Source organism: Prevotella sp. AGR2160, from assembly GCF_000424185.1.
GTDB lineage: Bacteria > Bacteroidota > Bacteroidia > Bacteroidales > Bacteroidaceae > Prevotella.
This window is the reverse complement of record NZ_AUJK01000002.1, coordinates 162,945-188,860: the sequence shown is the minus strand read 5'-3', so window position 1 is coordinate 188,860 and position 25,916 is coordinate 162,945. Positions and strand designations below refer to the sequence as shown.

Here is a 25,916-nt window from a genome sequence, read left to right as displayed (position 1 = left end):
AGGGCCGCCCTTCGGTGGGAGAGAATTGTTGATTATTATGTTCAGAAGAAAAGTACAAGGTATTAGAGATCTGCTCAACAAGACGCTGCGGCAGGAAGGCCTGGAGACGCCGTTGAAGCAACACCGTCTGTTGGAGGCATGGGATACGGTGGCGGGTCCTATTGCTGCCCGTTATACGACGGAGAAATTTATCCGAAACCAGACGCTCTTGGTGAAGATCGTCAATCCTGCTGCCCGTGCGGACCTTTCCATGCGCCGCACGACCCTTGTTCGCCAATTGAATGAACTCGTGAAAGGGCAGATTATCACGGAGATCAAGTTATACTAAAAGCCTCACCCCAGGGGTGAGGCCTCAATTTCTTCTATTGTAATGATTCCCCTTGTTAATCTCAGATAACCTAAATCTTGCAGCCGGTTGAGCGCTTTGGAGATATCGAGGCGACTGTCGTTGAGCTCGGCAGCGAGGCGCGTCATCTTGATATGGAAGACTTTCTTACCGGCAGGATGAAGACAGCGATCCGTAAACCAGCGGATGATGCGGTGCTCGAGATCCTGTGGCGTGGCACGCCAGAGTAGGGCGGCACGGCGTTGTGCTTTCGTGGCAACGGCGTTGAGAAGATTCAACCGAATAATGTCGTAACGGTCGGAAAGAATGCGTACCTCATCCTTGCTGATGGCAACCGTACTGCACGGTTCTGCTGCCCGGTAGTCATGGGTGAAGCGCTGGCGGAGACCGAAGAGGGCTTCAGGCTCAAGCATGACGGGCACACGAAGCGTCTCACTGACTTCATAGCCGTAGTCGTCGGCCCAACCGTCAACGCCGACGAGACCACGAAAGACGAAGATCAGTCGGTTGCAAGCATCGCCATGGCTGACAATCATCTCGCCTTCCTTGTATTTTCGGAAGTCGAAATGTGCCTGCGTCACAATCTCCGTCATCTCGCTCACACCCAGTCCCATGAACAGGGGTAAGTTGATGAGCTGGTCATACATCATCATACTGACTCTTCGGCTAAAAGGATTATCTCATGATCTTCTCTTTCATATTCGGAGAGAACCAAACCTTATTCTTTCCATGGTCATCATAGATAAAATAAACCATGAGCTCAGGATGTTTGGCGAGCACTTTCTGTGCGCCATTCAGACCTAGTACCATGAAAGACGTCGCGTAGGCATCCGCTGTTGCGCAGTTCTTCGCCAATACTGTAGAAGAGAGAATGTTATGCTGAACGGGATAGCCCGTGTGCGGATCAATGGTGTGGGCATATTTCTTTCCACCTTTATAATAGAAGTTACGGTAGTTGCCACTCGTTGCCATAGCCATATCCGTGACATTCAGAATGGTCTGAATCTCCTGATTGGTATTCAGACTGTCATCGGTGGGTTTCGTGACGCCGATGCGCCAGGGCACGCGCTCGGCATTGATGCCCCGTGTGACAATCTCGCCGCCAATCTCAATCATGAAGTTGTTGATGCCCTTACTCTCGAGAAAACGGGCCACGACATCAGAGCCGAAGCCTTTGGCGATAGCACTGAAGTCGAGCATCGTCTTCGGATCAGTCCGGCGGTAGAGAGAACCCTGCAGTGCTACTTTCTCCATGCCGATATGACTCTTCAATTCCTTCACCTGTGCAGCCGTCGGCATCTGCTCGTGCTTGAAACCGAAGCCCCAGGCATTGACGAGCGGTGCCACGGTGATGTCGAAGGCACCGTCGGTCTCCGTGTTTACGGTCTTTGCCAGTTGGAAGACTTCATCAAACATCCCATTGCCTTTCACCTGTCCATTCTTGTTGAACAGAGAGACGAGCGACTGGTCGTTGAACATGGAGAAGGTGTTGTCCACCTCTTTCAACTGGGCTTCTATATCTTTCTGTAAGTCTTTATCATACTGATAAGTGACATGATATTCCGTACCGAAGATGAATCCCTCATTATGCTGGTAGGGCGTCGTCTGTTGTTCGCGGATAATAACGACAGTACCGATGATCAGAAAGAGAAGGAAGGGAATCTGCCAGAGGAGTTTTTTCTTTTTCATAGATTCAATTCAATAATGATGTTGAATGTTCCGTTGAGATGTCCGTTGCCCTGACGACCAAAGCCGGGAACATACCAGCTGTTGCCGACTTCACCGTCCTTATAGGCCAGCCGTTTCTGATAACGCACGCTCCAGCCGAGGTGGAGGGGCTGACAAATGGTGACATCGACACCGAAGACGCCTTCGGCCCAGTGATAGTAGCCTTTCTGATTATCGGCACGGTATTCTGCAGCACCGCCGTAAACGGGATCGGTGACACTGTTGTTCCATATATCGTAGGAATAATTCGTATAAGCATAACGGGCGCCGGCATAGAGACGGTAGCGGTCATGCTTGTTGCGCAGGATATTAAAATCCATACCGACACGGAAGTAAGGGGCGGAAGTCTTGAAGTGCGTATGCTTGGTATCATCCTCAGCATCGGCCTGCCCGATACCGACTTCGACGATCGGGAACCAACGGTCCTTGAGATTCAGCCGGGCTGCGACCTCATACTGTCCGTAGTCGGAGAAGACGCGTCGTCCAATGCCGAAGAGATCGGCAGAGACAGCTACACTGCGGAACATGGCGGTAGTATCTTTCTCTTCCACTTTCGGCTTGCGGCTTTGGGCCTGTGTGCTGAGGGGTAGGAGAATACTACTCAGAAGGACGCATATAGAGGTAGAAATGTGTGGATGTCTGGTCATAGTTCACATAAGAAGTATGAATGGTGATGGAGTCGATGGCATGCTTCGTATAGCTCACGCCCTGGATCTGATGGAAGAAGGAGGGTGTACAGTCGATGGACTCGAAATGGGGCTCGTTGTCCTTGGCTACCGTCACCGTGTCACGGAAAGTTTGAAAGTCACGGGTATGGAGGGTGAAGAAGAGCGAGTCACGACTGCCGCTATAGCTCATGGGGATGAGAAGGCTGTCGACACCGACAAGCTGGTTGCACAGCGTCGTATCGCTGCCGTTATGGCGGTGTGTCGTGATCGTCAGGGTGTCCTCGAGCGTTGTGACATTTCCGGCGAACTTGTATTTGGAATAAACCGTATTGTTCATCGGACAGTCGATGCTTTCGCAACTAGCAAGGCCACCAAGTATCGCGGCGCCGAAGAGGAAGGGGATGATACGTCTCATGAGCTTAACCGTTCTTACGGATATTGTCGGAGAGGTGGATCGTCTCGGCAATCTGATAGTCATTACGATGCGGGTTCTGTCGGCTGACGAGGTCACCGAGGAACCCGGCGAGGAAGAACTGGCTGCCGAGGATCATGGAGGTCAGGGCGATGAAGAACCACGCGCTGTCAGTGAGGAGATGGCCGTAGATGCCATTGCTCATGTCGATGATCTTTCCGCCGGCGAGACAGCAGAGGGCGATGAAGCCAATGAAGAAGATCATGGATCCGATGAAGCCGAAGACATGCATCGGCTTCTTACCGAAATTCGTCAGGAACCACAGTGTCAGCAAGTCGAGATAACCATTGAAGAAACGATTAATACCGAACTTGGAATGTCCGTATTTGCGGGCCTGATGGTGCACGACTTTCTCGCCGATCTTGTCGAAGCCGGCATTCTTGGCCAGATAGGGGATGTAGCGGTGCATCTCTCCGTAGACCTCGATATTCTTCACCACATCACGGCGGTAAGCCTTCAGACCACAGTTGAAGTCGTGAAGGTTATGAATGCCGGAGATCCAGCGGGCGGTGGCATTGAAGAGTTTCGTAGGAATGGTCTTGGACAACGGGTCGTAGCGTTTCTGCTTGTAACCGCTTACCAGGTCATAGCCTTCTTCGGTGATCATCTTATACAGTCCGGGAATCTCATCGGGAGAGTCCTGAAGGTCAGCATCCATGGTGATGACGACATCGCCGAGGGCCTCCTTGAAACCACAATAGAGGGCGGGGCTCTTGCCGTAGTTACGGCGGAACTTGATACCCTTCACTTCCTCATGCTGTTCGCTGAGCGCCATGATCTCCGCCCACGAGTTGTCGGTGGAGCCGTCGTTGACGAAGATAATCTCATAGGTGAAATGATTGGCGGCCATCACACGGGCAATCCAAGCGTAAAGCTCGGGGAGTGACTCTGCCTCATTATAAAGGGGTACGATAACGGATATATCCATATTCTTAATCTGTATTTTTTCGGGTTATTTCTTTCGCTGCATGATGGCGGCGATGATGGGACTGAGGACGAGACCGGCGATGATCTCCATGATCAGGAAGAGGGAGGCCCACGCCAGCGGTGACATCATCGCGACAGCTTCTTTCAACTGACTGGCTTCGGCGGCACTCATCTGATAGGCCGCGATGACGGCCTCATAGGACGCCTGCCACTGAGTCATGAATCCACTGACATTGCCATAACGGAACCACAGGAATTGTACTACGGTGAGCAGTACGGCGCCATGGAAGAAGGTCTCCATGCAATAGAAGAGTCCCCGGCGGAAAGAGATATGTCCCTCGAGGGCGTCGTTGCGGAAGGCTTTCAGTCGATAGGCGACGAAGAACGGTGTGGCCAGTGTGGCCAGATTACCGATGAGTCCCAACGCGGCATCCGTATTGGCATACATCGTGGCGATGAATCCGGCTGTCCATAGCAGGGCGAGAAAAACGCCGTCCTGACGGGCATAATCCCGTACTTGAATGATATCTTGTGATGAAATCATATTGAGTTGCTTTTGTTTTGCAAAAGTACTCAAAAAAATTGGATTTCGGAACTTATCCTTTGGGAAAATGGTCATGAGAGTGTTAAATTTTTAGATGTCATTTAGCGGAGCTATCTACGTGAGATATTTTTTTATCTTTCGTAGATAAAAAATTATCTACGTTGTTTACGGGTCGTAAATGCCATAGATAAAAAATTATCTATGCTATTTATGAGTCGTAAATACCATAGATATTTTTCCATACAAAAAAAAGAGCAGATATCCGTTTGAGATATCTGCTCTTGAGAGCCTCTTGTCGGATTCGAACCAACGACCCCGAGATTACAAATCACGTGCTCTGGCCAACTGAGCTAAAGAGGCGGGTGGGCAAGCGATTCTTATCGCGCCGCTACAACCAAGTACCCTTGCTATGTTCCCATCCTGGGGGATTCCGAGGGAGCTGGCCGTAAGAGACTTGCCCATGTTTGCTGTTTTCTTTCGAAAAGCGGTTGCAAAGATACTGCTTTTTTCGGAAACAGCAAAATATTTTACCAATTATTTTTAACCGATATCGACAACGGTGATGCCGGCGCCACCAAACTGGACATGCTCGTCGCCGAAATGGGTCACGTTGGGAACGGTGGCGAGATACTGTCGGATGAGCTGTCGCAGGATGCCGTTGCCCTTGCCGTGGAGGATGCGCACACGGGGCATGCCGACGAGGATGGCATCATCGATGAAATACTGTACGGCGTTGAGGGCCTCGTCGCCGCGCATGCCACGGACGTCAAGATCCTGATGGAAATTGGTCTTATGATCGTCGATGGTCTTGCGCGTGGCCTGACTGATCTGATAACTGCTGATGCGCTCAGCCATGGCATCGCCTTTCGTCACCTGTTGTTCCTTGTCGGCAGAGGCGCGCTCGAGGCGGTCGACCTTCACCTTCGTCTTCATATCGCCGAAGACCACGAGGGCTGTCTTACCGTCAATACTCTCCATGGTGCCGATGGAGGTTGTACCTTTCATGCGCACAGGGTCTCCGGGCTGCAAGTGCCCTTGCGGGATCTGGTGGTTGACGGCCTGGCGGAGTGTGGCGGCGGCTTTCTCCTGACGCTTGGCCTTCTCAGCCTGGTGGCGCTCATGGCGTTCCTTACGCTGCTTGATCTGTTCGATCTTCTTGCTGATGGCGTCATCCTTGGCCTTCGTATCGATATCGTCGACACCCTCGGAGAACTCCTTCAGCTCTTGACGGATACGCTTCGTCTCTGCCTTCTCGGCTTGTGACTCACGGATCTCCCGGATGGTATTTTCGATGCGGCGGTTACTCTCCTGAAGCAAGGCCTGCGCCTCTTCCTTGGCCTTTCTGAGTATTTCCTTGCGCTCGGCCTCTACCTCCTGCAGACCATTCTCATAACGGTCCATCGTTTTCTCGAGTTCTTTCTCCCGTTGATGAATGGTCTGTCGCTTGTTCTCCCAGTAACGTTTGTCGCGGACGATATCCTGCAGATATTTGTCGCTCTGGATATAATCACTGCCGACAATCTCGGAGGCTTCCTGGATGACATCCTCGGGGAGTCCGATCTTACGCGCGATCTCAATGGCGAAGGAGCTGCCGGGACGGCCGATGGCCAGTTGGAACAACGGCCGCATCTCATGGCGGTCGTAGAGCATGGCACCATTGACGACACCGGCGTGGCTGTCGGCGAAATGCTTGAGATTCTGATAGTGGGTCGTGATGACGCCCCACGCTCCTTTCTGACAGAACTTGTCGAGCACACTCTCGGCGATGGCACCACCGATCTGAGGCTCTGTTCCCGTACCGAACTCATCAATGAGAATCAGGGTCTTGGGTGAAGCCTGTTTCATCATATTCTTCATATTCAACAGGTGGGAAGAATAAGTAGAGAGGTCATTCTCCAAACTCTGTTCATCACCGATATCAATCATGATGTCATGGAAGATGCCGGTCTTCGAGGTCTCACTCACGGGGATGCTCAAGCCGCACTGCAACATATATTGCAACAGACCGACGGTCTTCAGACAGACGGACTTACCACCGGCGTTCGGACCGGAGATGATGAGGATATGTTTCTCCGGCGTCAGCGTGATGTCGAGGGGGACAATACGCTCTACGATACGCTCGAGGAGAGGATGGCGGGCAGCGCCCCAGTCGATGTGGGGATGGTCGACGACTTCGGGCTCGATAGCGCGCATCTGTTGAGCCAGGGCCGTACGGGCATGGACGAGGTCGATCTGCGCGAGAAAATGATAACTGTCGAGGAGTTCCCTCGTGTAAGGTCGGATCTTCTTCGTGATCTCCGTGAGGATACGGATCACCTCCTGTCGTTCTTGGCTCTCCAATTCACGGATATGGTTGTTGGCCTCCACAACTTCCTCGGGTTCGACGAAGATCGTCTTGCCCGTGGCACTCTCATCGTGGACAATACCTTTGATCTTTCGCTTGACGGCAGGATTGATCGGAAGAACGAGACGGCCGTCACGGACGGCAGGCGTGACATCCTTGTCGACGAGGCCCTCACTCTGGGCACTGTGGAGGATACTGTAGAGTGTACGGGAGATGGAGCCTTCCGCACGCTGCAGCTCCCGGCGCAGGCGCAGCAGTTCCGGTGATGCCGTATCGCGCAGATGGCCGAAACGGTCGAGAATCTGATCGATACGCTGGATGAGATTGGGGAAGGTTGCCACACCGTCGGCAAGGCGGTGGAGGGCAGGGTAGGGATAGTTGCTGTCGCGGAGGGCGGCAACGACGGCAGCCGTCTGCGCATTCTCTTCGGCACCCGTATTCGTCGTTTCGTCCTCGTCGTCAGTCTCTGGTATATCCTCCTTCGGCTTGTTGAGGATAGTGACGATTTGGTTGATGGTGTCGAGGGAGCGACGGAGGTTGAAGAGCTCTTCCTCTTCTAAATGCGTGTTCTCGATACGGATACGGGCGACGGCCGTACGCATGTCATAGAAGAAATTCAAGGGAAAATCTTCCGTTTCCTCCAGAAGGCGGCGGAATTCGCGCGTCTGTTGCAGACTTTCGCGGATGGCCGAGGCATCGGTGAGGAAAGTTATTTGGGCGGCTTCTTCTTTTCCGAGGGTGGAGAGGCAGTGGTCTGCCAGCATCCGTCTGACTTCGGAGAAACCGATTTTCTGTTCAAAATTCTTGGGATAAATCATGTAGAATAATCAAATCAAGGGTTGTTCTTGAGCCAGTCGTCGAGGATCATGCGGGCGATACTCAGTTTCTCAGGAATCGTAGGCAGATTATCCTTTGTAAACCACGAGCCACGGCTGAGCTCACTCTTCTGCAGATGAATCTCTCCGCTGACCCAGTCAGCGTTGTAGCCTACCATGAGTCCGCAGGGATAAGGCCAGGGCTGGCTGCCGAAATAACGGAGGTTCGTAATCGTCATGCCTGTCTCTTCCATCACCTCACGGTGGACGGCTTCTTCAAGTGTCTCTCCCGTCTCCACGAATCCGGCTACGAGACCGTAGAAATTCGTATGGAAGTTGCGGGCATGGACGAGGAGTACCTCGTCACCGCGGTGGATGAGGACGATGATCGCCGTGGCCAGTTGCGGCCAAACCTCTTTGCCGCAGTTCGTACAGCGCTTGGAGATGATGGTATGCATCTTCATCGGCGCGCCACAGATTCCGCAGAACTGGGTGTTCATGTCCCAGTAAAGGAGTTCGTGGCATTTTCCGGCTTTCAGATAGAGCGTGTTGGTGAGTTTATAATAGGATGGCCGGAGGCCGCACATCTCTAAGTGAGGATCGTCGGTCACGGGCTGATCGATGCGGAACGCCCTCACGGGAGTGCCGTCGGCCATCGGCGCGATCTCCATGACATGTGTCCATGGCTTTACGCTGACGGGCGACTCCTCACGTAACGGGATCGTAAAACTGCCGTCGGCCTTCTTCTCCAGTACAAGGTCTGACTTACAGAATATAAACCAGTATGTCTTCATTATGATTTCTTCGGCTTTATTATAAATTCATAGATCCCTTTGTAGGTGGCCGCCATGTTGCGGCCACGCACCCGCATTGGGCGGAACAAAAGTAATCATATCCCTACATATTTCCTATTTTACTCTCTTGACCGGGAAGAGCAGCTGCTTGTCGCGCTCTCCGGCTTTCTTGGCCCACTTCTCAGGGATGAACTTCCAGTTGTTGCCGGCTTTGGGCGTAATAGTGCCCATGCGCTCGATCTCCTGCATGAGGTAGAAACGGAGGTCACGCTTCGAACGCCATACGATGCGGTTCTCCAACTGGTCCTTAGGGATACCGGCACCCTTCGTCAGCAGCTCGCCGCCGCCATTGCCGCGGTAGCTGTTCATGGCTACGCGGTAGGTCTTGTTGGGATCGAAGGGTTGTCCGTTGCTCATGCGCAGGATCGTTACCTTACTGCCATTGGGCTTTGTGACATCCACGGTATAGTCAATGCCGTAGGCGGAGTCAAAGTTGAAGCTGAAGTTCTTGAAGCCCAGGCGTTGGCTGTCATCCTTACTGCCTTCGTTGAGCAACAACAAATGGTCCTTACTGGAATGCATCGTGTTCACCCATTGGTCATAACTCATCTCCAGATGTTTGCGGATCTCCTCGCCGGTCATCTTCAAGACATAGACCTGATTCTCATACTTGTAGAAGTTGAACATGTCACTGACATGGAGATTTCCCGCATTAATAACGGTATTGAAGAGCACGGGGGCGTTGAAGGAGAGGTCTGCACCTGTCAGCTTCAGTTGAGTCTGTTGGATGAGATCGCCGAAAGCAGAGGGACCGAAGAAGCAGTCACGCGTGAAGAGGGGCTTCGTCAGATAACCGATGCGGCGGTTGACAAAGGCCTTCACCTTTTCTGTGGCTCCCTCGAAATGGCGGCAGTAATCGCTGTCAATAGGTTCCTTTGTGATATCCACCACTTTGCCATGAACGGAGATATGCTGTTTCTGATTGCCCTTTTTGTCAGCCTGGCCGATTCGGGTGAAGGTGATCTCTGCATCAGCGACACGAATGCCGTTGTTAGCCGGGTCGAGACAGACAACGGTATGACCGTCATTATCAGTTACCGTACCGCTGTAGGGCTTATGGTCATGACCAAATAATACAAGGTCAAAGCCCGGTACTTGTTGGGCAACGGTCAGAGAGGCGTCCTCGTCGTATTCCGGTGTATGGATGCCACCGGTGTCGGCGCTACGACCACTGTGGAAGAGGCCGATGACGATGTCAGGATTTTCTTTCTCCCGGATCTCTTTCATCCAGTAACGGGCGGCTGTGACCATGTTGTCAAAGCGCATGCCTGACCACAGATTCTTGGCCAGCCAGTTGGGAATGGCCGGTGTTATCATACCGAGAACGGCGATCTTTACGCCTTGGCGCTCGAGGATGACATAAGGCTTGAAGTAAGGCTTCGACGTGGCAGTGTTGACCACGTTGGCGCCGAGGAGAGGACAGCGCAGCTCCTTCGCCCACTTGTCGTAAACATTGTGGCCGGTCTCAATATCGTGGTTGTCGATGGTCTCGGCGTCATAACCCATATAGTTGACGACGCTGGCGGCAATGTTCTCTGCCGTCGTGTCAACGAAGTTCGTGAAGTAGTTGACAGGCTGGCCTTGGAGGATGTCGCCATTATCGAGAAGGATGAGGTCCTTGCCATAGGTCTTTCTCAAATCCTTAATATAGGAGGAGATGCGGGCCATCGTACCGGCCTGCGGACGGCGGTTGACTTCATCGTAAGGGAAGAAACTTCCGTGGATATCACTGGTCTCGATGACACGGAAGGTGATGGGCTCTTCATGCTGGGCCATGACGGGAATATTCATAAGAATTGCCACTGCGGCAGTGAGAATGGTTTTTTGCATATTGAAAAGTTTTACGCTCGCAAAAGTACAAAAAATATGTCGTTCGGCATACTCTTTGCTGAAAAAATTGTAAAAAATAAACAATCATAAAAAAGAGGAGGAATGGATTATGGCATTTATTGATTATTATAAGATTTTGGGAGTCAACAAAGACATCCCACAGAAAGACGTGAAGGCCGCTTATCGGAAACGGGCTAAACAGTTCCATCCGGACTTGCATCCCAACGATCCGAAGGCAAAGGCTAAGTTCCAGGCTCTTAACGAGGCCTATGATGTCATTGGCGATCCGGAGAAGAGAGCCAAGTATGACAAGTATGGCGAGCACTGGAAGGAGGCGGAAGCCTACGAGCAGGCTGGTGGTGGCGCCGGTGGCTTCGGACAAGGAGGCACCTATAGTGGCGATCCGTTTGAAGGCTTCGACTTCAGTAACTTCGGCAGCGGAGGCAGTGGCTTCTCCAGCTTCTTCGAGGATCTCTTCGGCGGCGCCGGTGGCGGTCATGTCCATTTCCATACCACAGGCGGAAATGGCCGTGGGTTTAGCGGCTTCTCTTCCGGCGGCAGTTATGGCCGTGATGCCCGTTACTCAACGGGAGAGATGGATGCGAAGGTGACGATACCCTTGAAGACGGCTCTTCTCGGCGGTGCCGTCGTCATCAGGCTCCATGATGGTCACGAGGTGAAGCTGAAGATTAAACCGGAGACGCAGCCCGGCACGAAAGTCCGTCTGCGTGGCAAAGGCTATGATCGTGGCGATGGTACCTATGGTGATCTGATCATCACCTATCAGGTGAAGTTGCCCACCGGTCTTACGGACCATCAGAAAGAACTCCTTAACGAGGCCTTGTAACACAAAAAGCCCCGCTCTCTGTTGGGAGAGCGGGGCTTTCTTCGTTCTGTTGTGAGCTATAGAGCCCTATTCTATAATCTTGATCATGGACATTGAGGAGATCTTTCCGTCGGGACTGACGGTGGCATTGATCTTGAACTTCGTGCTGCCGTTTTTCGTCGGATCAGTGTATTCAACATCCTGGCGGGCAGAGAAGCTGACATTATATTCATACTCCTCATCACCGACGGAGCGCTTCTTGATAACGTAGTCATTATTCAAGCGCCAGTTCATATTCGTCATGTCATCTTTGTAGATCTTATCCATGAAGGTAATGACATCACTCTTCGTGGCGCCGGTCTTGCCGAGGAAGTTGCTCATGACATCCTCCACCTGATCCGTCAGGCGGTTCTCGTCACGAGAGTTGATGCTTTGGAAGAAACGGCGGAAGAGACCGCTGATCATCGTCTTCTCCTGTGGCTGTAACTGCTTGGAACGGATCTTCTTGATATCGTCATTAGCCTCATCGATATGAGCTCCTTCCGGGTGCATGGAGAGATACTTCTGATAGGACTGCTCGGTATTCAGGCCTTTTGCTTCTACCCAGTCGAGGGAGTCGATACGGTCACGGGCCTCCCCGGCATGAGGAGAATTAGGATGACTGTTCAGATAGTCCTGAAGGGCAGAGCGGCTGCCACTCATCAGCGCGTTGTTCCAGTCCTGGTCATTCTCTTTAAGCATTTGCAGGTGACTCTGGATGGAGTCGATATGAGCCTCGGGGGCATCGCGGTAGGTATCGAGGTAACTCTGCAGTACCTGAGGATCAGTACTCTGCATAGCATACTCGTATGCCTCTTCCTCCTTGCTGTCTTTGGCGTCATGATAATAGTAGAACATGATACCTACGCAGCAGAGCGCAATGATAAAGGCAACGATAAGAGCCGTATGGTTTCTTTTCTTGTTGGGTTGCTGAGGACCTTCTCCTGATTTGTCGACTCCCTCGTTTCCATGACCGTTGCCTGAACGTGGTGGAACAGGAGGAACTGGAGGTGTGGCGCGGCGTACGGGCCGTGGCGTCTGCTCAACGGTCTGCTGCTGATGCGGCTGCTGAGGAATCGCCGTCTGTTGTGGATGCGGCTGTCCCTCTTGGTCCTTGCTCTGTACGGCGTCAGACTTGGACGGAGGAACGGGGGCTTGATGTAGCTCTGTAGGTGTGGTGGCACTTGACGTGCCAGGAGTGGGATAATGGCAGTTGGGGCACATCTCCTCATCTTTGAAATATACTTCTCCACAATTCGGACACCGGATCACTTTCCCTGCAATCTCAACACCACAGTTAGGACACGTGGGGGCTTTATCACTGATCTGATGACCACATTCCGGACATTTTATTATTGCCATAAACTTTTTATTTTTAAAGGTAGGATACTTTCTCTATATTTTCTTGCTCAGAGGAGGTAAGAATCTGCTCTCCTCATCGGTGACGGAAACGGATCTCACGGAGTCGGTGGCGTCCCATGAATCGGCTCTTGTCAACATAACCTCTGATACCATTCAGATGTCCCTTTCCGGTATATTGCCATAACTCGAAGTCACGGTGATCACGGAGTACCGGGATGCGCTTGGTATATTGAGCGATCATCAACCGGTAGTTGTCAATCTTTCCGCAGAGATTGTTGTCGTAGAAGTTCGCCCCTGTATAGATGAGTGGCTTCTGGCGGTAGGCACGCTCCACCAAATGGAGGAACTTAAAGAGACTGTCGCAGAACTCTTCTTTGCCCAGACCACTACGGGTTTCTATGTCAATCATCGGGATGAGATCCTGGTCACCAGGGCGGCACTGTGCCATGAAATTCTCCAACTGTGTCTGCTGGTCGATCTTGGGGCGATAGAAATGATAACTGCCCACTTTCAAACCATACCGATGTGCCAGGTCTATATTCTGTTTGTATTTGCTATCCACGCGTGAGCCTCCCTCTGTAGCCTTCAGATAGACATAGGCCATCTTACTGCTGCCGATCGTCTCCCAAAATACATTTCCTTGATAATGACTGAGATCGATGCCATGGATATGCCGACAGGTATCCTCACACTCTATCTGCGCATGTGCCTGTGTGAGCGTAACAATCATTAGAAGAAATATAAAAATTCGTCTCATGACCGCAAAGTTACACATTATTCTTCAATTTCGGAAAGAGACCGTGCAAAATTATGTAAAAAATTGCTTGTTGTCTCGATGGGCGCATAGCCGAAATAGCGCATGGAGCGTTTCAGATTGCGGCGGAGCATCTTGGAATTGTTATGTACGAATCCTGTTTGGCTCTGTTTGAAATGCCACTCTTCCTGATAGTCTTTAATAGTATGGTAGAGGCTGCGCAGGGTCAGCTTATAGGCTCCTCGTTCGAGGTGGCGGACGAAGGGTATCTCGTCAGCATCAAACTCGAAGAAGGTGATGAGGATAGAGCCTTGAAGTTGGGCCAGTCGCTGGATGTGGAGCGTGGTAAGCCAACTGTCGAGTTTAACGAAGTCGACTTTGTCACCTTTTGTTCGTAGATACTGCCCAAGTTGGATGATTCCTTTGAGGTTGATACCGGCATTGAGCATAGCATTGACATTCGTAACGATGATGCGCAGCAGCGTCACCGTGTCCATGTTCGTGTCAATCTGATGTGGCTCTTCTTCCTGAATACGCTTGAAACGGTTGTTCAGTACGGGATTAGTCAAAGCCACGGCGCCCACAGGAGCTTCCTTGACATTCTTCAGAAGTTCCAGGAGCTTGTTGCGCTTAAATCGGGTCATCGGATCCAGGTTCTCTCCCGTCTGGAAGAAGTCTGCCCGTAATTTCTTAAAAACATTCTGCTGAATAAAATTCATAGCTAATCTCCTTTCTGTTTAACTGTATTTCTTCGGGTAACGCAGGAAGATGGCCAGGAGGGCGGCGATGCCTATTGCTGCCGGATAATATAAATAGGTGATGATGGACATCGGATTGCTCTTCGACAGTCCGGCAGCGAGCAACAGCTGTACGCCGTAAGGGATAAGACCTTGTACGCAACAAGAGAAAGTATCAAGGATACTTGCTACCTTTCGGTTGTCGAGATGGTATTCTTCACTGATCTTTTTGGATATACTGCCGACAGTAAGGATGGCTACAGTATTGTTGGCCGTACAGATATTCACCAGACTTACCAGTCCGGCAATGGACAGCTCGGCGCCGCGCTTGCCGCGGACATGTGCCGTGATTTTCTCAATGATGAAATCAATGCCGCCATTAGCACGGATGATTTCCAACATGCCACCGGCCATCATGGCAATGATGACGAGTTCGCCCATGCCGAGGACACCGTCGCCCATATTGGCGAACCAACCAATGAGACCGTAGTCACCTTCGCAGATTCCAATCACGCCACAGAGAATGATGCCGATCGTGAGCACTGCCAGCACGTTTATACCGCAAATGGCAGTGATGAGTACGACGAGATAGGGTATGACTTTCACAAAGTCGACAGCGGGAACGTGGGCCGGACTTTTCACGCCTTGTCCCATGAAAGCATAGATGATGAATACGAGAATCGCTGCGGGAAGGACGATGAGGAAGTTGACGCGGAATTTGTCGCTCATCTTACAGCCCTGACTCTGTGTCGCTGCCACCGTCGTGTCGGAGATGAACGAGAGGTTGTCACCGAAATAGGCGCCGCCGACGATGACTGCTGTCATCAGCGCTACGTTAGAGCCCGTCGTATGGGCGATGCCTGCGGCGATGGGGACAAGGGCGACGACGGTTCCGACACTCGTGCCGATGGATGTAGAGATGAAGCAGGCAGCGAGGAAGAGACCCGGCATGATCATGCTCGCCGGCAGATAGTTCAACGCTACGTTTACGGTAGCGTCGATGCTTCCCATGCCCTTCGCCGATGCCGCGAAGGCACCGGCGAGGACATAGATCCAGAGCATGAGCATGAGGTTGGCACTCCCCGCGCCACGGCTGAACATATCTATTCGTTGGCGTACGGGGATGCCACCACTGATGATGATGGCATAGATACTCGAGAGCATGAATGCCACCGTCAGTGACAGGTTGGGCTGGTCATCGGTCTTGTCCACCGAATAGACGGTGAACATGACGATGAACACGATCAGTAAAAACAGTGGCGACAAGGCCAGTAATCCTCTTCTTGTATTCATATATAATTATTATAGCGTCACGCCATTCTTAAAGATGGCGATCTCGCGGTATCCGTTTTCTTCATTGCGGGCCCGCTCTCCACTGGCAACGGCGATGATCTTGTCGGTGAAAGCCTTCAAGAGTTCATCCCAGTCTTTGCCATCGACGAGCTGTCCGGCATTGAAGTCGATCCAGTTCGGCTTGCGGGCGTAGAGCTGGCTGTTCGTCGAGATCTTCATCGTCGGAACGAAGGTGCCGAAGGGCGTTCCGCGTCCTGTAGTAAAGAGCACAAGCTGGCAACCGGCAGAGGCGAGGGCCGTAGAGGCCACGAGGTCATTGCCCGGTGCAGACAACAGGTTCAATCCGTTCTCCTGCAGGCGGTCGCCATAGGCGAGGACGCCGGACACATAGGCTTTGCCACTCTTCTGCGTACAGCCGAGTGCTTTATCCTCTAGCGTGGAGATACCACCTGCTTTATTTCCCGGTGAGGGGTTCTCGCCGACAGGCTCGCCGTGGGAAAGGAAGTATTCCTTAAAGTCGTTGATCAGATGCACCGTCTGGTCGAAGAGTTCCGGCGTCTTGCAGCGGTTCATCAGAATCGTCTCTGCGCCGAACATCTCAGGGACTTCGGTGAGAATCGTCGTGCCTCCCTGGGCTACGAGATAGTCGGAGAACTTGCCGACGAGCGGGTTGGCGGTGATACCGCTGAGGCCGTCGGAGCCTCCGCACTTCAATCCAACACGCAACTTACTCAGGGGAACAGACTGGCGGCGATCCTGACGGGCTTTCTCATAGAGATCTCGCAGAATCTTCATGCCGGCTTCCACCTCGTCACCATCTACTTCCTGAGAGACGAGGAGCTTGATACGGTCTTGATCGTAGTCACCGAGGAGTTTCATGAACTCATGCGGCTGGTTGTTCTCGCAGCCGAGGCCGAGAACGAGGACGGCACCGGCATTCGGATGGAGACAGACGTCGCGAAGAATCTTCCGCGTGTTCTCATGATCACCGCTGAGCTGTGAGCAGCCATAGTTATGAATCCAGGCCTTCACATCATCGATGCCTTCCAGGTCTGTCTCTTCTTTCAGTCGTGCAGCCAGCCGTTCGGCGATGCCGTTGACACAGCCCACGGTGGGCACGATCCATATCTCATTTCGCGTTCCTACTTCCCCGTTCTTACGGACAAAACCCTCGAAAGTGCGATGGTCGTCAGCGATAGCCAGGGAGATGGGGTAGGGATGATAGGTGTAAGTAAGCTCGCCGGCGAGATTGGTTTTGAGATTGTTCTCATTAACCCACTGTCCGGCTTTCAGGTCTTCCCGCAGATGACCGATGGGGAAGCCATATTTGATGACTTGGTCGCCTGCCTTGAGGTCACGGAGCAGAATCTTATGCCCCTGCGGCGTGTCCTGGCGGACGGTGATCGTTGTTCCGTCGACATGGATCTCTTCTCCTTCTTTAAAAGGACGCAGCAGGACGACCACATTGTCCTCCTGCGGATTGATCTTGATAAAACTTTTTGTTTGCATAGTGATATAGTTTTGTAGTTGTTTGATAGCTCACTATAGATTTTATAGCTTGCGATAGATGACTCGTGATATAGGGATTACACCTTATTATATATAGGGGTGTCAGAGTTGGGTACGGCGGTAGAACTGTTCGTTCTCGCGGCAGAGAAGTTCGATAGGCATGTAGTTCACAGGCGTCACCTTCTTCTTCAGTACGATGGCTTTAAAGAGTGCGTCGATGCACGAATAGCCTTGTTGGTAGGCGTGTTGGGCGATGAGGAAGGATATACTTCCCTCACGCAGACATTCAGCATTCTTGTTCACCATGTCGTAACCCATGATTTGAATATCACGGCGGTTGGTCTTCAGAAGGAAAGTCCCCACGAGATGTGCCTTAGAGCACATCGTGATACAATGGTGGACATTAGGGTGAGTCGTGAAGAACTCCTCCAGGATGGCATCATATTCTTTTCGTGAGCCACCGATGGGAAGATGGAGTTCTGTGATTTTGACCTGTGGAAAATGGTCCGTCATATAATGGCGGAACCCCACTTCTCGGTTGTCCTGCTGCTTGCTAACGACCTTGCCGTCTTTGGTATGTTTCATGATCATAATTTCCTTCTCTTTTGAAGCGATGAGCATGAGCATCTTTGCGGCGAAATAGCCGGAGGCAAACGAGTCCTGTCCGTAGAAAGCCAATGGGCGGAGGTCCGGCATATAGGAGTCGAGCAGGATGAAAGGGATCTGCAAGTCGTGGAGCTGGTTGGTGAAAGTCTGTGTGACGTCGAGCTGCGTGGGAACAACGACGACGCCGTCAGGTTTCTCAGCAATAATGGTCTGTGCCGTCTGTGCAAAGGATCCTTCGTTGAAGCGTTGGTAATACTTGATGTCTACGGCAATATGGAAGTCCCGTCGGGTATCCTCACATTTATGTGCGCCGTCCTCGATTTCTTCCCAATAGGCTTCGCTTTCGTGCCGTGGCATGAGCATGACGAAGCGATAATTCTTGTTGTAAGCAAGGGCACTGGCATACATGTTGGGCTGATAGTCCATTTCCTTCAGCGCCTGTTCCACTTTCTCCCGTGCCGGCTTGGATACATTCGGACGATTGTGTAGCACGCGGTCGACGGTACCGACGGAGACACCGGCGCGCACGGCAATGTCTTTGATTCTGATTCTTGTGGTCATTCTTTTTCTTGTTTGTCTGTGCTTTCCACAACCAGTAGCTGATGAAAGCCCTGTGTGGTCGCACACATTACACCTATTTGAGTGCAAAAATAGGAAAAAACTTTGAATTGTGCGAGAGCACAGCCTTTTTTTTCATAAAAAACACACTTTTCTTTGAAAATATTTCGTTGTCTGTGAAAATATTCCTATTTTTGCGGTGTAAATAGCAAACAAAGAGACTTCACTAATTTAAAACATTTCAAAAAATGAGTTCGAAAATTGTTACATTCGGTGAGATTATGCTTCGGCTCTCACCTGAGGCAAATGACCGTTTCATTCAGACAGACACTTTCCGGATTATTCCTGGTGGTGGAGAGGCAAATGTTGCCGTGAGTTTGGCCAACTATGGTCACGATGCCTATTTCGTCAGTAAGTTGCCGGCCCATGAGATTGGCCAGATTGCTGTCAATGCGCTGCGCCGTTATGGTGTGCACACAGACTTTATCGCCCGCGGTGGAGACCGTGTGGGTCTTTACTATGCGGAGACCGGTGCAAGCATGCGTCCTTCAAAGGTGATCTACGACCGTGCTCACAGTGCTATTGCCGAGGCCGACCCGGAAGATTTCGACTTCGACAAGATCATGGAGGGTGCCCGTTGGTTCCATTGGAGTGGTATCACGCCGGCTATCAGTGACAAGGCTGCTGAGTTAACCCGTCTGGCTTGCGAGGCTGCCAAGCGCCATGGCGTAACGGTGAGTGTGGATCTTAACTTCCGCAAGAAACTGTGGACATCAGAGAAGGCCATCAGTATCATGCGCCCACTGATGAAATATGTTGATGTATGTATTGGTAACGAAGAGGATGCCCAGCTCTGTCTTGGTTTTAAACCGGAGGCAGATGTAGAAGGTGGAAAGACGGATGCCGAGGGTTATTATGGCATTTTCCAGGGAATGATGAAGGAGTTCGGCTTCAAGTATGTTGTCTCTACGCTCCGTGAGTCCCTCAGTGCCACCCATAATGGATGGAAGGCTCTTATCTATAATGGTAAGGAATTCTATCAGAGCAAGCACTACGATATCAACCCGATCATTGACCGTGTCGGTGGCGGCGACTCTTTCGCCGGTGGCTTGATCCATGGCTTGTTGACGAAGGAGACACAGGGTGAGGCCCTTGAGTTTGCGGTTGCTGCTTCAGCTCTCAAGCATACCATCCCCGGTGATTTCAACCTCGTCAGTGCTGCTGAGGTGGAGAGCCTGGCAGGCGGAAACGCCAACGGCCGCGTACAGCGGTAATAGCTCACAATAGAGACTTCGCCCGCCAGGAAATGGGGGGCAACAAAAAACAGAAAATAATGGCAAGATTCAATAAAGTACAAGTATTAACAGCCATGAAGGAGACCGGGATGGTACCGGTATTCTTCAATAGTGACCTTGACATCTGTAAGCATGTCATCAAGGCCTGTTATGATGGAGGCGTACGCGTCTTCGAGTTTACCAACCGCGGTGATTTCGCTCATGAGGTCTTTGGAGAGCTCGTGAAATGGGCTGCCAAGGAGTGTCCTGAGCTTATCCTTGGTGCAGGTACCGTTATAGATGCCCCCACGGCATCTCTTTATCTCCAGTTGGGTGCCAACTTCATCGTTGGACCGAACTTTGTGCCGGAGATTGCGCCCGTCTGCAACCGTCGCCTCGTGCCTTACTCCCCCGGCTGCGGCAGTGTCAGCGAGATCAGTGCTGCCCAGGCCCTTGGCTGTGATGTGACGAAGGTGTTCCCCGCCGGTAATGTCGGTGGCCCGTCTTTCGTGAAGAATGTCCTCGCTCCGCTGCGTTGGAGCAATATCATGGTGACCGGTGCCGTCGCTCCTACCCGTGAGAACCTCACGGAGTGGATCAAGGCTGGTGTGCTCTGTGTCGGAATGGGCTCAAAGCTCTTCCCGAAGGAGGTCATCGCTGCCAAGAACTGGCAGGCCATCACCGATAAATGTGTGGAAGCTCTTGGATATATCCGGGAAGCACGCGCATAACGCATTTTTCTTGATCAGTAGTGTCATCATCCCGGTGATGATGACACTGCTCCTTTTTTCAGCCTGTTTGCCGGCCCATCAGGAGACCGTTGACCGGCTGAACAGTCGTTCTTATGCTTTTCATTATAAGAACCTCGATTCCACCGCCGTTCTGGCGCGTCGGGCCTATTCGCTTTCGGAAGGTTATTCCACGGGACGTGCCGAAGCCTTGAATAATCTTGCCTTTGTTGATATCATGCGCATGAAATATTCTCATGCCGAGGAGCTTCTCCATGAAGTAAGAAAAACGACGAATAACGAGATCGAACAGCTCATCGCCGATATTCAGTCCATGCGGCTCTGTCAGCGTCAGTCTCGCAACAAAGATTTCTATACTTATCGTGAACATGCCTGCCAGCTTCTTGCCCGTATTGATGAGGAGCGTAACGACCTTGACGACCGTTCCCGTCGCCGTATGATTTATGCCCGTTCAGAATACGGCATTGTCAGTTCCACCTATTTTTATTATATCGGTCAACCGCTCCAAGTAGCCCAAGCGCTTGCCGACATCGATCCCGAGGAGGTGAAACAAGACACGGCGCAGTATCTCGATTACCTTTATAATATAGGAGCCGGCGGATTTATTACCCGTAATACCCAGGAGCAGACGGCGCAGGATGAGTTTAACTATCTCATGGAATGTTATCTTCTCGCCGTTAGTTCAGATCAATCTTTTTGGGTGGCCAACAGTCTTCAGGCCATCAGTGAGCATCTCATGGCGCCGCATACGGGAAAGATGTTGTTCAACAACAACCTCCCGGCGTTTAACTACCTCAATACCGGCAATATGCCCGACAGTCTCCTTGCCGGCAACCTTGCCCAACGTTCTCTGGAACTTTTCACGACATACGGCGATGTCTATCAGATTGCCGGTGCTTACCGTACGCTGGCGCAATGTTACCGTGGAATAGGGGATAATCGTTCGGCAGGCATCTGTCTGGAGGATGCCCTTGCCGACAAGGCTATCAATCAGGCCCCCGACCTTGTGGCCTCTATCCGTGAACAGCTGAGTATCGTCTATTCGGCAATGGATAACAAGCCGATGAGCGATTATAACCGAAACATTTATCTTGACCTTCAGGAGCGTACGCGTCAGGATCGCCTTCTGGAAGCCCGTGCAGCTCAACTGGGCCAGAGCGTGGTCCAACTGAACTGGATGATTGCTGCCGTTATTGCCGCCATCATCCTCGTCTCCACGTTCCTTATCGTATTGGGAAGGATGCGTCATCATGCGGACCGTCGCTATTCCGCCGCCCAACTCCTTGAGCCCCTTCAGCAATGGCAGCAGGAGCGTGAACGTCATGTAGAAGAATATGAGGACCGTCGAGAGGAGTTACAGGAAGACCAGGAGGTTCTCCGCCGTCGCGTCATGCTGGGTAAGGAGCGCCATCTCGAACAGCGTGCGAAGATAGAACTTGTCAATTCGATCATCCCCTTAATTGAACGGATTATCCACGAGGTGGACCGTCTGCAGCAAGGAGAAGAGCGTGAGGAAGTTCGGCATCAGCGCTTCGAGTATATCTCTGAGCTTACCGATGAGATCAATGCCGATAATGCCGTGCTGACCCGTTGGATCCAGTTGCGTCAGGGGCAACTGAGTCTGCATATTGAGAGTTTTTCCATCCAGGGGCTCTTCGATATCGTTGCCAAAGGAGCATTCTCTTTCCGTCAAAAGGGTATCTCCTTGGAGATTGATCCATCGAAAGCGGTAGTAAAAGCCGACCGTACGCTTACTCTCTTTATGTTGAATACCCTCGCTGACAATGCCCGGAAATTCACCTCGCAAGGCGGGCATGTTCATATCAGTGCCCGAGAGGATGGAAATATGGTTGTGCTCTCGGTGGCTGATGATGGCTGTGGCATGACAGAGGATCAAGTGTCCCATCTTTTCGACCATAAGCCTATTGTCGATGATCCGTTGTCACAGCACCATGGCTTTGGCCTTCTGAACTGTAAGGGAATCATCGAAAAATACAAGAAGATCAGTCCATTCTTCTCCGGTTGCGTCATACAAGCAAGTTCGGAGAAGGGAAGGGGCACGGAGATCTCCTTCAGACTTCCCAAGGGCGTCATTCGGACATTGACGATGCTTCTGTTCGTCTTCCTTTCGTTCATGCCGAAAGCCTGGGGCGATAAGACGGCCTTTCGTCAGCGTAATATACCGCGGTCAGTACCCGCAGTGGTCAGAAAGGCGGCAGCGTATGCAGACTCAGCCTATTTCTGTAACATCCGTGGTACTTATGGCCGTACGCTCGCCTTTGCAGACTCTGCCCGTCATGAGCTGAACCTTTGGTATCGGAAGCAGCGACCTCAGAGTACGGATACGCTTGTAGCTTTTGGACATGAAGTTGTCCCCGCAGAGATCCGCTGGTACAGGGACCGTCTCAAAGCCGATTATTCTATTATCCTTGACATCAGGAATGAGAGTGCCGTAGCAGCCCTCGCTCTGCACCGGTGGACCCTCTATGAGTATAACAACAAGATCTACACCTCTCTCTTCCGGGCTTGTTCGGCCGATAACAGTCTTGACAGTTATGTGAAGGTGATGCAGAAGACCGAGAATTCGAAGACGGTATCCATCGTTCTTCTTATTCTATTGTTGTTTTCGATCTTTCCGATTTTCTATTTTGCCTATTATCGTCATCAACTCTTCTACCGTTTTTGTCTGGAACGTGTGAGGACGATCAACGGCATCCTCATGGATGAGAAGATGAGCGATGAGGAACGGCTTCGGAAGATCCGTAAGATATGGGATTCCCGCAATCATATCCATGTCGGCGGCCGCCGGGCTCAGAAGACGATAGACCGTCTGGATGCTGTCGTCAGGGAGATTACGGCATCGTTGGAGAAAGGTATTGCCGACGACAAGAACCGGGAGCAAGAACTGCAACTGGCGCAAGATGAGCGGCTGCGGCTGCAGTATGAGAATGGTCGTCTGCATATTTCCAATGCTATCCTTGACAACTGTCTGAGTGCCCTGAAGCATGAGACGATGTATTATCCTTCCCGCATTCGTCAACTCATTGATGAGGAAGGAGAGACTTCCGTGGAAGACCTTCGTCAGCTCGTTGACTACTATATCCAACTTTACTCCCTTCTTTCAGCCCAGGCCATGAGGGAAGTGAATAGTTATGTACGCTATGACCCGTCGATGCTGACCTATCTCTTTACCCTTCTGAAACAGATGGGAGGAGGAGAGAGCGAGGTTGTAGAAAATCCGCATCAGCAGTCCAACTATGTACATGTTCGGGTGCCTTTCCCCAAGATGAGTCTTACGGAAGAGCAATGTAATAACCTCTTTACCCCACGTACGGTAGATCTCCGTTTTCTGCTCTGTCGTCAGATCGTACGTGAGGTGGGCGAGGTGACCAATCTCCGTGGCTGTGGCATCAGTGCCAGGGTTGGCGGACAGGGCGGAATGAATATAGAACTTATATTAGCCAAACAGATATGGAAAAATTTAAAGTGATCATCGTGGAGGATGTCCCTCTGGAACTCAAAGGCACAGAAGGAATATTCCGGAATGATATCCCCGAGGCGGAAATTATCGGTACGGCCGATTCAGAGCCGGCCTATTGGAAGCTCATCAAGCAGAGTCTTCCCGATCTGGTGTTGTTGGATCTTGGCCTCGGCGGTTCGACGACGGTAGGCGTTGAGATCTGCCGCCAGACGAAAGAGATGTATCCGCAAGTGAAAGTCTTGATTTTCACGGGAGAGATCCTCAATGAGAAGTTATGGGTAGATGTTCTTGATGCCGGATGTGACGGCATTATACTGAAGAGTGGTGAGATGCTGACCAGAGATGACGTGACAGCCTGCATGAACGGCAAGCGAATGGTCTTCAACCAACCCATCTTGGAGAAGATCGTGGAGCGTTTCAAACAGAGTGTCAATCAGCAGCTCATGCATCAGGAGGCGTTGGTAGACTATGAGATAGACGAGTATGACGAGCGCTTTCTGCGCCATCTCGCCCTCGGCTATACGAAAGAGCAGATCACGAAGCTCCGCGGCATGCCTTTCGGTGTGAAGAGTCTGGAGAAGCGTCAGAATGAACTTGTGCAGAAATTGTTTCCCAACGGCAATAACGGCATCAGTGTCAATGCCACACGCCTTGTTGTCAGGGCGTTGGAACTGAGGATTATCGATCTCGACAATTTGGTTGCCGATCCGGAATAGTGGTGCGGAGCATGATGAATCATGTCCTTACGTTGGAAGCGTATGAAGAAAGTTATTACCTATACGGTTGTTGTACTGATTGTACTGCAGGTCATCACGGTCCTCGCCTCATGGCTTGTGACAGCGATGATGCCGGAGTTGTCGTGGCACTCGATGTTGAGCAGTGAGGGCATCCGCTGGTTCTTCGGTCAGTTTGTCCGGCTCCAGCTGTCGCCGCTCCTGCTCTGGCTCACGATCGGGTCTATGGCTTATGGCGCGGTCACGGACTGTGGCATTACGCGGTTGCGGCGGCCTTTGAGCTACAGTGACCGTCTGGCCTTGCGCTGGGCGCTCATCACGGCACTCACGGGAGTAATCGTTATGATTCTTCTCGTGGCCCTTCCTCATGCCCTCCTGCTGAGTGTCACGGGGGATCTGTTCCCCAGTGCTTTCTCCCGCAGTTTGATCCCTTTTCTCTGTCTGCAGACCATCATCAGCGCCTTGACATTCGGTGTCCTCTCCGGTCGCCTGCCAGATGTCTATAGTTGTATCGCTGCCGTCACACACGGTATGGCGAAGGCCGCGCCACTCTTCCTTATTGAGGTTTTGGGCATGGAGTTGTACCGTTCCATTGAATTTATTTTAAAATCAGTATGAATTTAAGGTATTTTATGTAAAACACTGATGGTTCATTCATAAAAAATTGATAACTTTGCAATTTGAAATGAAATCAAGTCTATTAGTTATCATCTCAGCTCTGTTATTGATCAGTGCTTCCGTTCCTACGGCCCATCGCCAGGCGTCGATGGCCGGTGTCACTACATGGAAACCGCAGGTGAACACCTTGGGATGGATGAAGAATAAATCTTATATGCCCGATGTGGTCGATACGGCTGTGTCGGAACATGCGGATAGTGTCCTGGATTCTTTGGCCCTTGTCATCAGCCGTCGTCTCGACCGTATGATTACGAGTCTTGATCCTGAGGATGCCAAACCGTCTGTCTCCAAGATTGTCCTTGGTAACCTCTCCATTGATCATTGGTGTTATCCACTTGAAGGCAGCTATGTCACGAGCCCTTACAACAAGCTCCGCGAGAAGGACGACAGTACGTTCTATCACCATACGGGCGTGGATATCAAGACCCACATCAACCACGACAGTATCCATGCTGCCTTCGATGGTGTCGTGGTTGCATCCGGTGTGCGCAGTGGCTACGGCAACTGTATCACGATCCGTCATGCCTATGGCTTTGAGACGTTGTATGCCCATGAGAGTAAGCTCCTTGTGCATGTCGGTCAGCGTGTCCATGCCGGCGATGTTATCGGTCTGACGGGAATGACGGGGCATGCCACGGGCGATCATCTGCATTTTGAACTCTTCTTCCGTGGTCAGCGCTATGATCCTTCGATGATCTTTGATCATAAGCACCACACGTTGCAGCCCGCCGTCCTTTATCTCTCCGGTCGGTTGGTGGAACGTCCTTATTCCCGTTCCGTATAGGCGG

At 51.6% G+C, this 25,916-nt stretch carries 23 protein-coding genes and 1 tRNA gene; 8 read left to right on the top strand and 16 right to left on the bottom strand.

The genetic code is table 11. The features are described from left to right. The first annotated feature begins 37 nt into the window (after window positions 1-37). On the top strand, window positions 38-328 hold the full coding sequence (locus G604_RS0102345) for a DUF721 domain-containing protein (RefSeq protein ID WP_028909139.1): 291 nt from the start codon (window positions 38-40) through the stop codon (window positions 326-328). A 5-nt stretch (window positions 329-333) separates the two neighbouring features. On the opposite strand, the gene G604_RS0102340 is transcribed toward G604_RS0102345, so the two are convergent. From G604_RS0102340 to G604_RS0102295, 10 genes are all read right to left on the bottom strand, one after another. Beyond that, a complete protein-coding gene (locus G604_RS0102340) occupies window positions 334-999 on the bottom strand; it encodes a Crp/Fnr family transcriptional regulator (RefSeq protein ID WP_028909138.1) in 666 nt (221 codons plus the stop codon). 22 nt (window positions 1,000-1,021) lie between these two features. After that, a complete protein-coding gene (locus G604_RS0102335; protein WP_028909137.1) occupies window positions 1,022-2,035 on the bottom strand; it encodes an FAD:protein FMN transferase in 1,014 nt (337 codons plus the stop codon). Further along, complete coding sequence (locus tag G604_RS0102330) at window positions 2,032-2,721, bottom strand: DUF6048 family protein (RefSeq protein ID WP_051220173.1); 690 nt, start codon at window positions 2,719-2,721, stop codon at window positions 2,032-2,034. Before G604_RS0102330 ends, G604_RS0102335 begins: the two co-directional genes overlap by 4 nt. Then, complete coding sequence (locus G604_RS0102325) at window positions 2,672-3,157, bottom strand: DUF6452 family protein (RefSeq protein ID WP_028909135.1); 486 nt, start codon at window positions 3,155-3,157, stop codon at window positions 2,672-2,674. Before G604_RS0102325 ends, G604_RS0102330 begins: the two co-directional genes overlap by 50 nt. Window positions 3,158-3,161: 4 nt before the next feature. Then, window positions 3,162-4,142, bottom strand: a complete 981-nt coding sequence (locus G604_RS0102320; RefSeq protein WP_028909134.1) for a glycosyltransferase family 2 protein — start codon at window positions 4,140-4,142, stop codon at window positions 3,162-3,164. Window positions 4,143-4,166: 24 nt separating this feature from the next. After that, window positions 4,167-4,685, bottom strand: a complete 519-nt coding sequence (locus G604_RS13305; protein ID WP_051220172.1) for a DUF4199 domain-containing protein — start codon at window positions 4,683-4,685, stop codon at window positions 4,167-4,169. A gap of 286 nt (window positions 4,686-4,971) precedes the next feature. Continuing rightward, a tRNA-Thr gene (locus G604_RS0102310) sits at window positions 4,972-5,045 on the bottom strand. A gap of 180 nt (window positions 5,046-5,225) precedes the next feature. Continuing rightward, entirely contained in the window at window positions 5,226-7,847 is a 2,622-nt protein-coding gene (locus G604_RS0102305; RefSeq protein WP_028909133.1) for an endonuclease MutS2, read from the bottom strand. A gap of 14 nt (window positions 7,848-7,861) precedes the next feature. After that, window positions 7,862-8,638, bottom strand: a complete 777-nt coding sequence (gene nudC / locus G604_RS0102300; RefSeq protein ID WP_028909132.1) for an NAD(+) diphosphatase — start codon at window positions 8,636-8,638, stop codon at window positions 7,862-7,864. A 114-nt stretch (window positions 8,639-8,752) separates the two neighbouring features. Beyond that, a complete protein-coding gene (locus tag G604_RS0102295; RefSeq protein WP_028909131.1) occupies window positions 8,753-10,528 on the bottom strand; it encodes a 5'-nucleotidase C-terminal domain-containing protein in 1,776 nt (591 codons plus the stop codon). Window positions 10,529-10,637: 109 nt separating this feature from the next. Here G604_RS0102295 and G604_RS0102290 point away from each other — a divergent pair, with 109 nt between their 5' ends. Then, window positions 10,638-11,375, top strand: a complete 738-nt coding sequence (locus G604_RS0102290) for a DnaJ domain-containing protein (protein WP_028909130.1) — start codon at window positions 10,638-10,640, stop codon at window positions 11,373-11,375. A gap of 66 nt (window positions 11,376-11,441) precedes the next feature. Here the strand turns inward: G604_RS0102290 and G604_RS0102285 are convergent, their stop codons facing one another. From G604_RS0102285 to G604_RS13295, 6 genes are all read right to left on the bottom strand, one after another. Next, window positions 11,442-12,755, bottom strand: coding sequence for a zinc ribbon domain-containing protein (locus G604_RS0102285; RefSeq protein ID WP_028909129.1), 1,314 nt, complete (start codon window positions 12,753-12,755; stop codon window positions 11,442-11,444). 73 nt (window positions 12,756-12,828) lie between these two features. Beyond that, complete coding sequence (locus tag G604_RS0102280) at window positions 12,829-13,512, bottom strand: glycoside hydrolase family 25 protein (RefSeq protein WP_028909128.1); 684 nt, start codon at window positions 13,510-13,512, stop codon at window positions 12,829-12,831. Between the two features lie 17 nt (window positions 13,513-13,529). Continuing rightward, window positions 13,530-14,228, bottom strand: a complete 699-nt coding sequence (locus G604_RS0102275; RefSeq protein ID WP_028909127.1) for a hypothetical protein — start codon at window positions 14,226-14,228, stop codon at window positions 13,530-13,532. 18 nt (window positions 14,229-14,246) lie between these two features. Then, window positions 14,247-15,539 (bottom strand): Na+/H+ antiporter NhaC family protein, encoded by a 1,293-nt coding sequence (locus G604_RS0102270; protein ID WP_028909126.1) that lies wholly within the window; start codon window positions 15,537-15,539, stop codon window positions 14,247-14,249. Between the two features lie 9 nt (window positions 15,540-15,548). After that, window positions 15,549-17,048 (bottom strand): UxaA family hydrolase, encoded by a 1,500-nt coding sequence (locus G604_RS0102265; protein WP_028909125.1) that lies wholly within the window; start codon window positions 17,046-17,048, stop codon window positions 15,549-15,551. A 102-nt stretch (window positions 17,049-17,150) separates the two neighbouring features. Then, window positions 17,151-18,215, bottom strand: coding sequence for a LacI family DNA-binding transcriptional regulator (locus G604_RS13295; RefSeq protein WP_036904396.1), 1,065 nt, complete (start codon window positions 18,213-18,215; stop codon window positions 17,151-17,153). Between the two features lie 245 nt (window positions 18,216-18,460). Between G604_RS13295 and G604_RS0102240 the strand changes: the two genes are divergently transcribed. From G604_RS0102240 to G604_RS13290, 6 genes are all read left to right on the top strand, one after another. Then, window positions 18,461-19,486: a sugar kinase gene (locus tag G604_RS0102240; protein WP_028909122.1), complete on the top strand. Its 1,026-nt coding sequence runs from the start codon at window positions 18,461-18,463 to the stop codon at window positions 19,484-19,486. Between the two features lie 59 nt (window positions 19,487-19,545). Next, the gene (locus tag G604_RS0102235; RefSeq protein WP_028909121.1) at window positions 19,546-20,217 is read left to right on the top strand and encodes a bifunctional 4-hydroxy-2-oxoglutarate aldolase/2-dehydro-3-deoxy-phosphogluconate aldolase; all 672 of its coding nucleotides are present in this window, start codon (window positions 19,546-19,548) and stop codon (window positions 20,215-20,217) included. A gap of 10 nt (window positions 20,218-20,227) precedes the next feature. Then, entirely contained in the window at window positions 20,228-23,725 is a 3,498-nt protein-coding gene (locus G604_RS0102230) for a DUF5112 domain-containing protein (RefSeq protein ID WP_028909120.1), read from the top strand. Continuing rightward, window positions 23,707-24,432 (top strand): DUF5932 domain-containing protein, encoded by a 726-nt coding sequence (locus G604_RS0102225; RefSeq protein ID WP_028909119.1) that lies wholly within the window; start codon window positions 23,707-23,709, stop codon window positions 24,430-24,432. The genes G604_RS0102230 and G604_RS0102225 overlap by 19 nt, the downstream gene beginning before the upstream one ends. 42 nt (window positions 24,433-24,474) lie before the next feature. Continuing rightward, window positions 24,475-25,068, top strand: a complete 594-nt coding sequence (locus G604_RS0102220) for an AbgT family transporter (RefSeq protein ID WP_028909118.1) — start codon at window positions 24,475-24,477, stop codon at window positions 25,066-25,068. A gap of 67 nt (window positions 25,069-25,135) precedes the next feature. Further along, a complete protein-coding gene (locus G604_RS13290) occupies window positions 25,136-25,912 on the top strand; it encodes a M23 family metallopeptidase (RefSeq protein ID WP_081657618.1) in 777 nt (258 codons plus the stop codon). Window positions 25,913-25,916 lie beyond the last annotated feature (4 nt).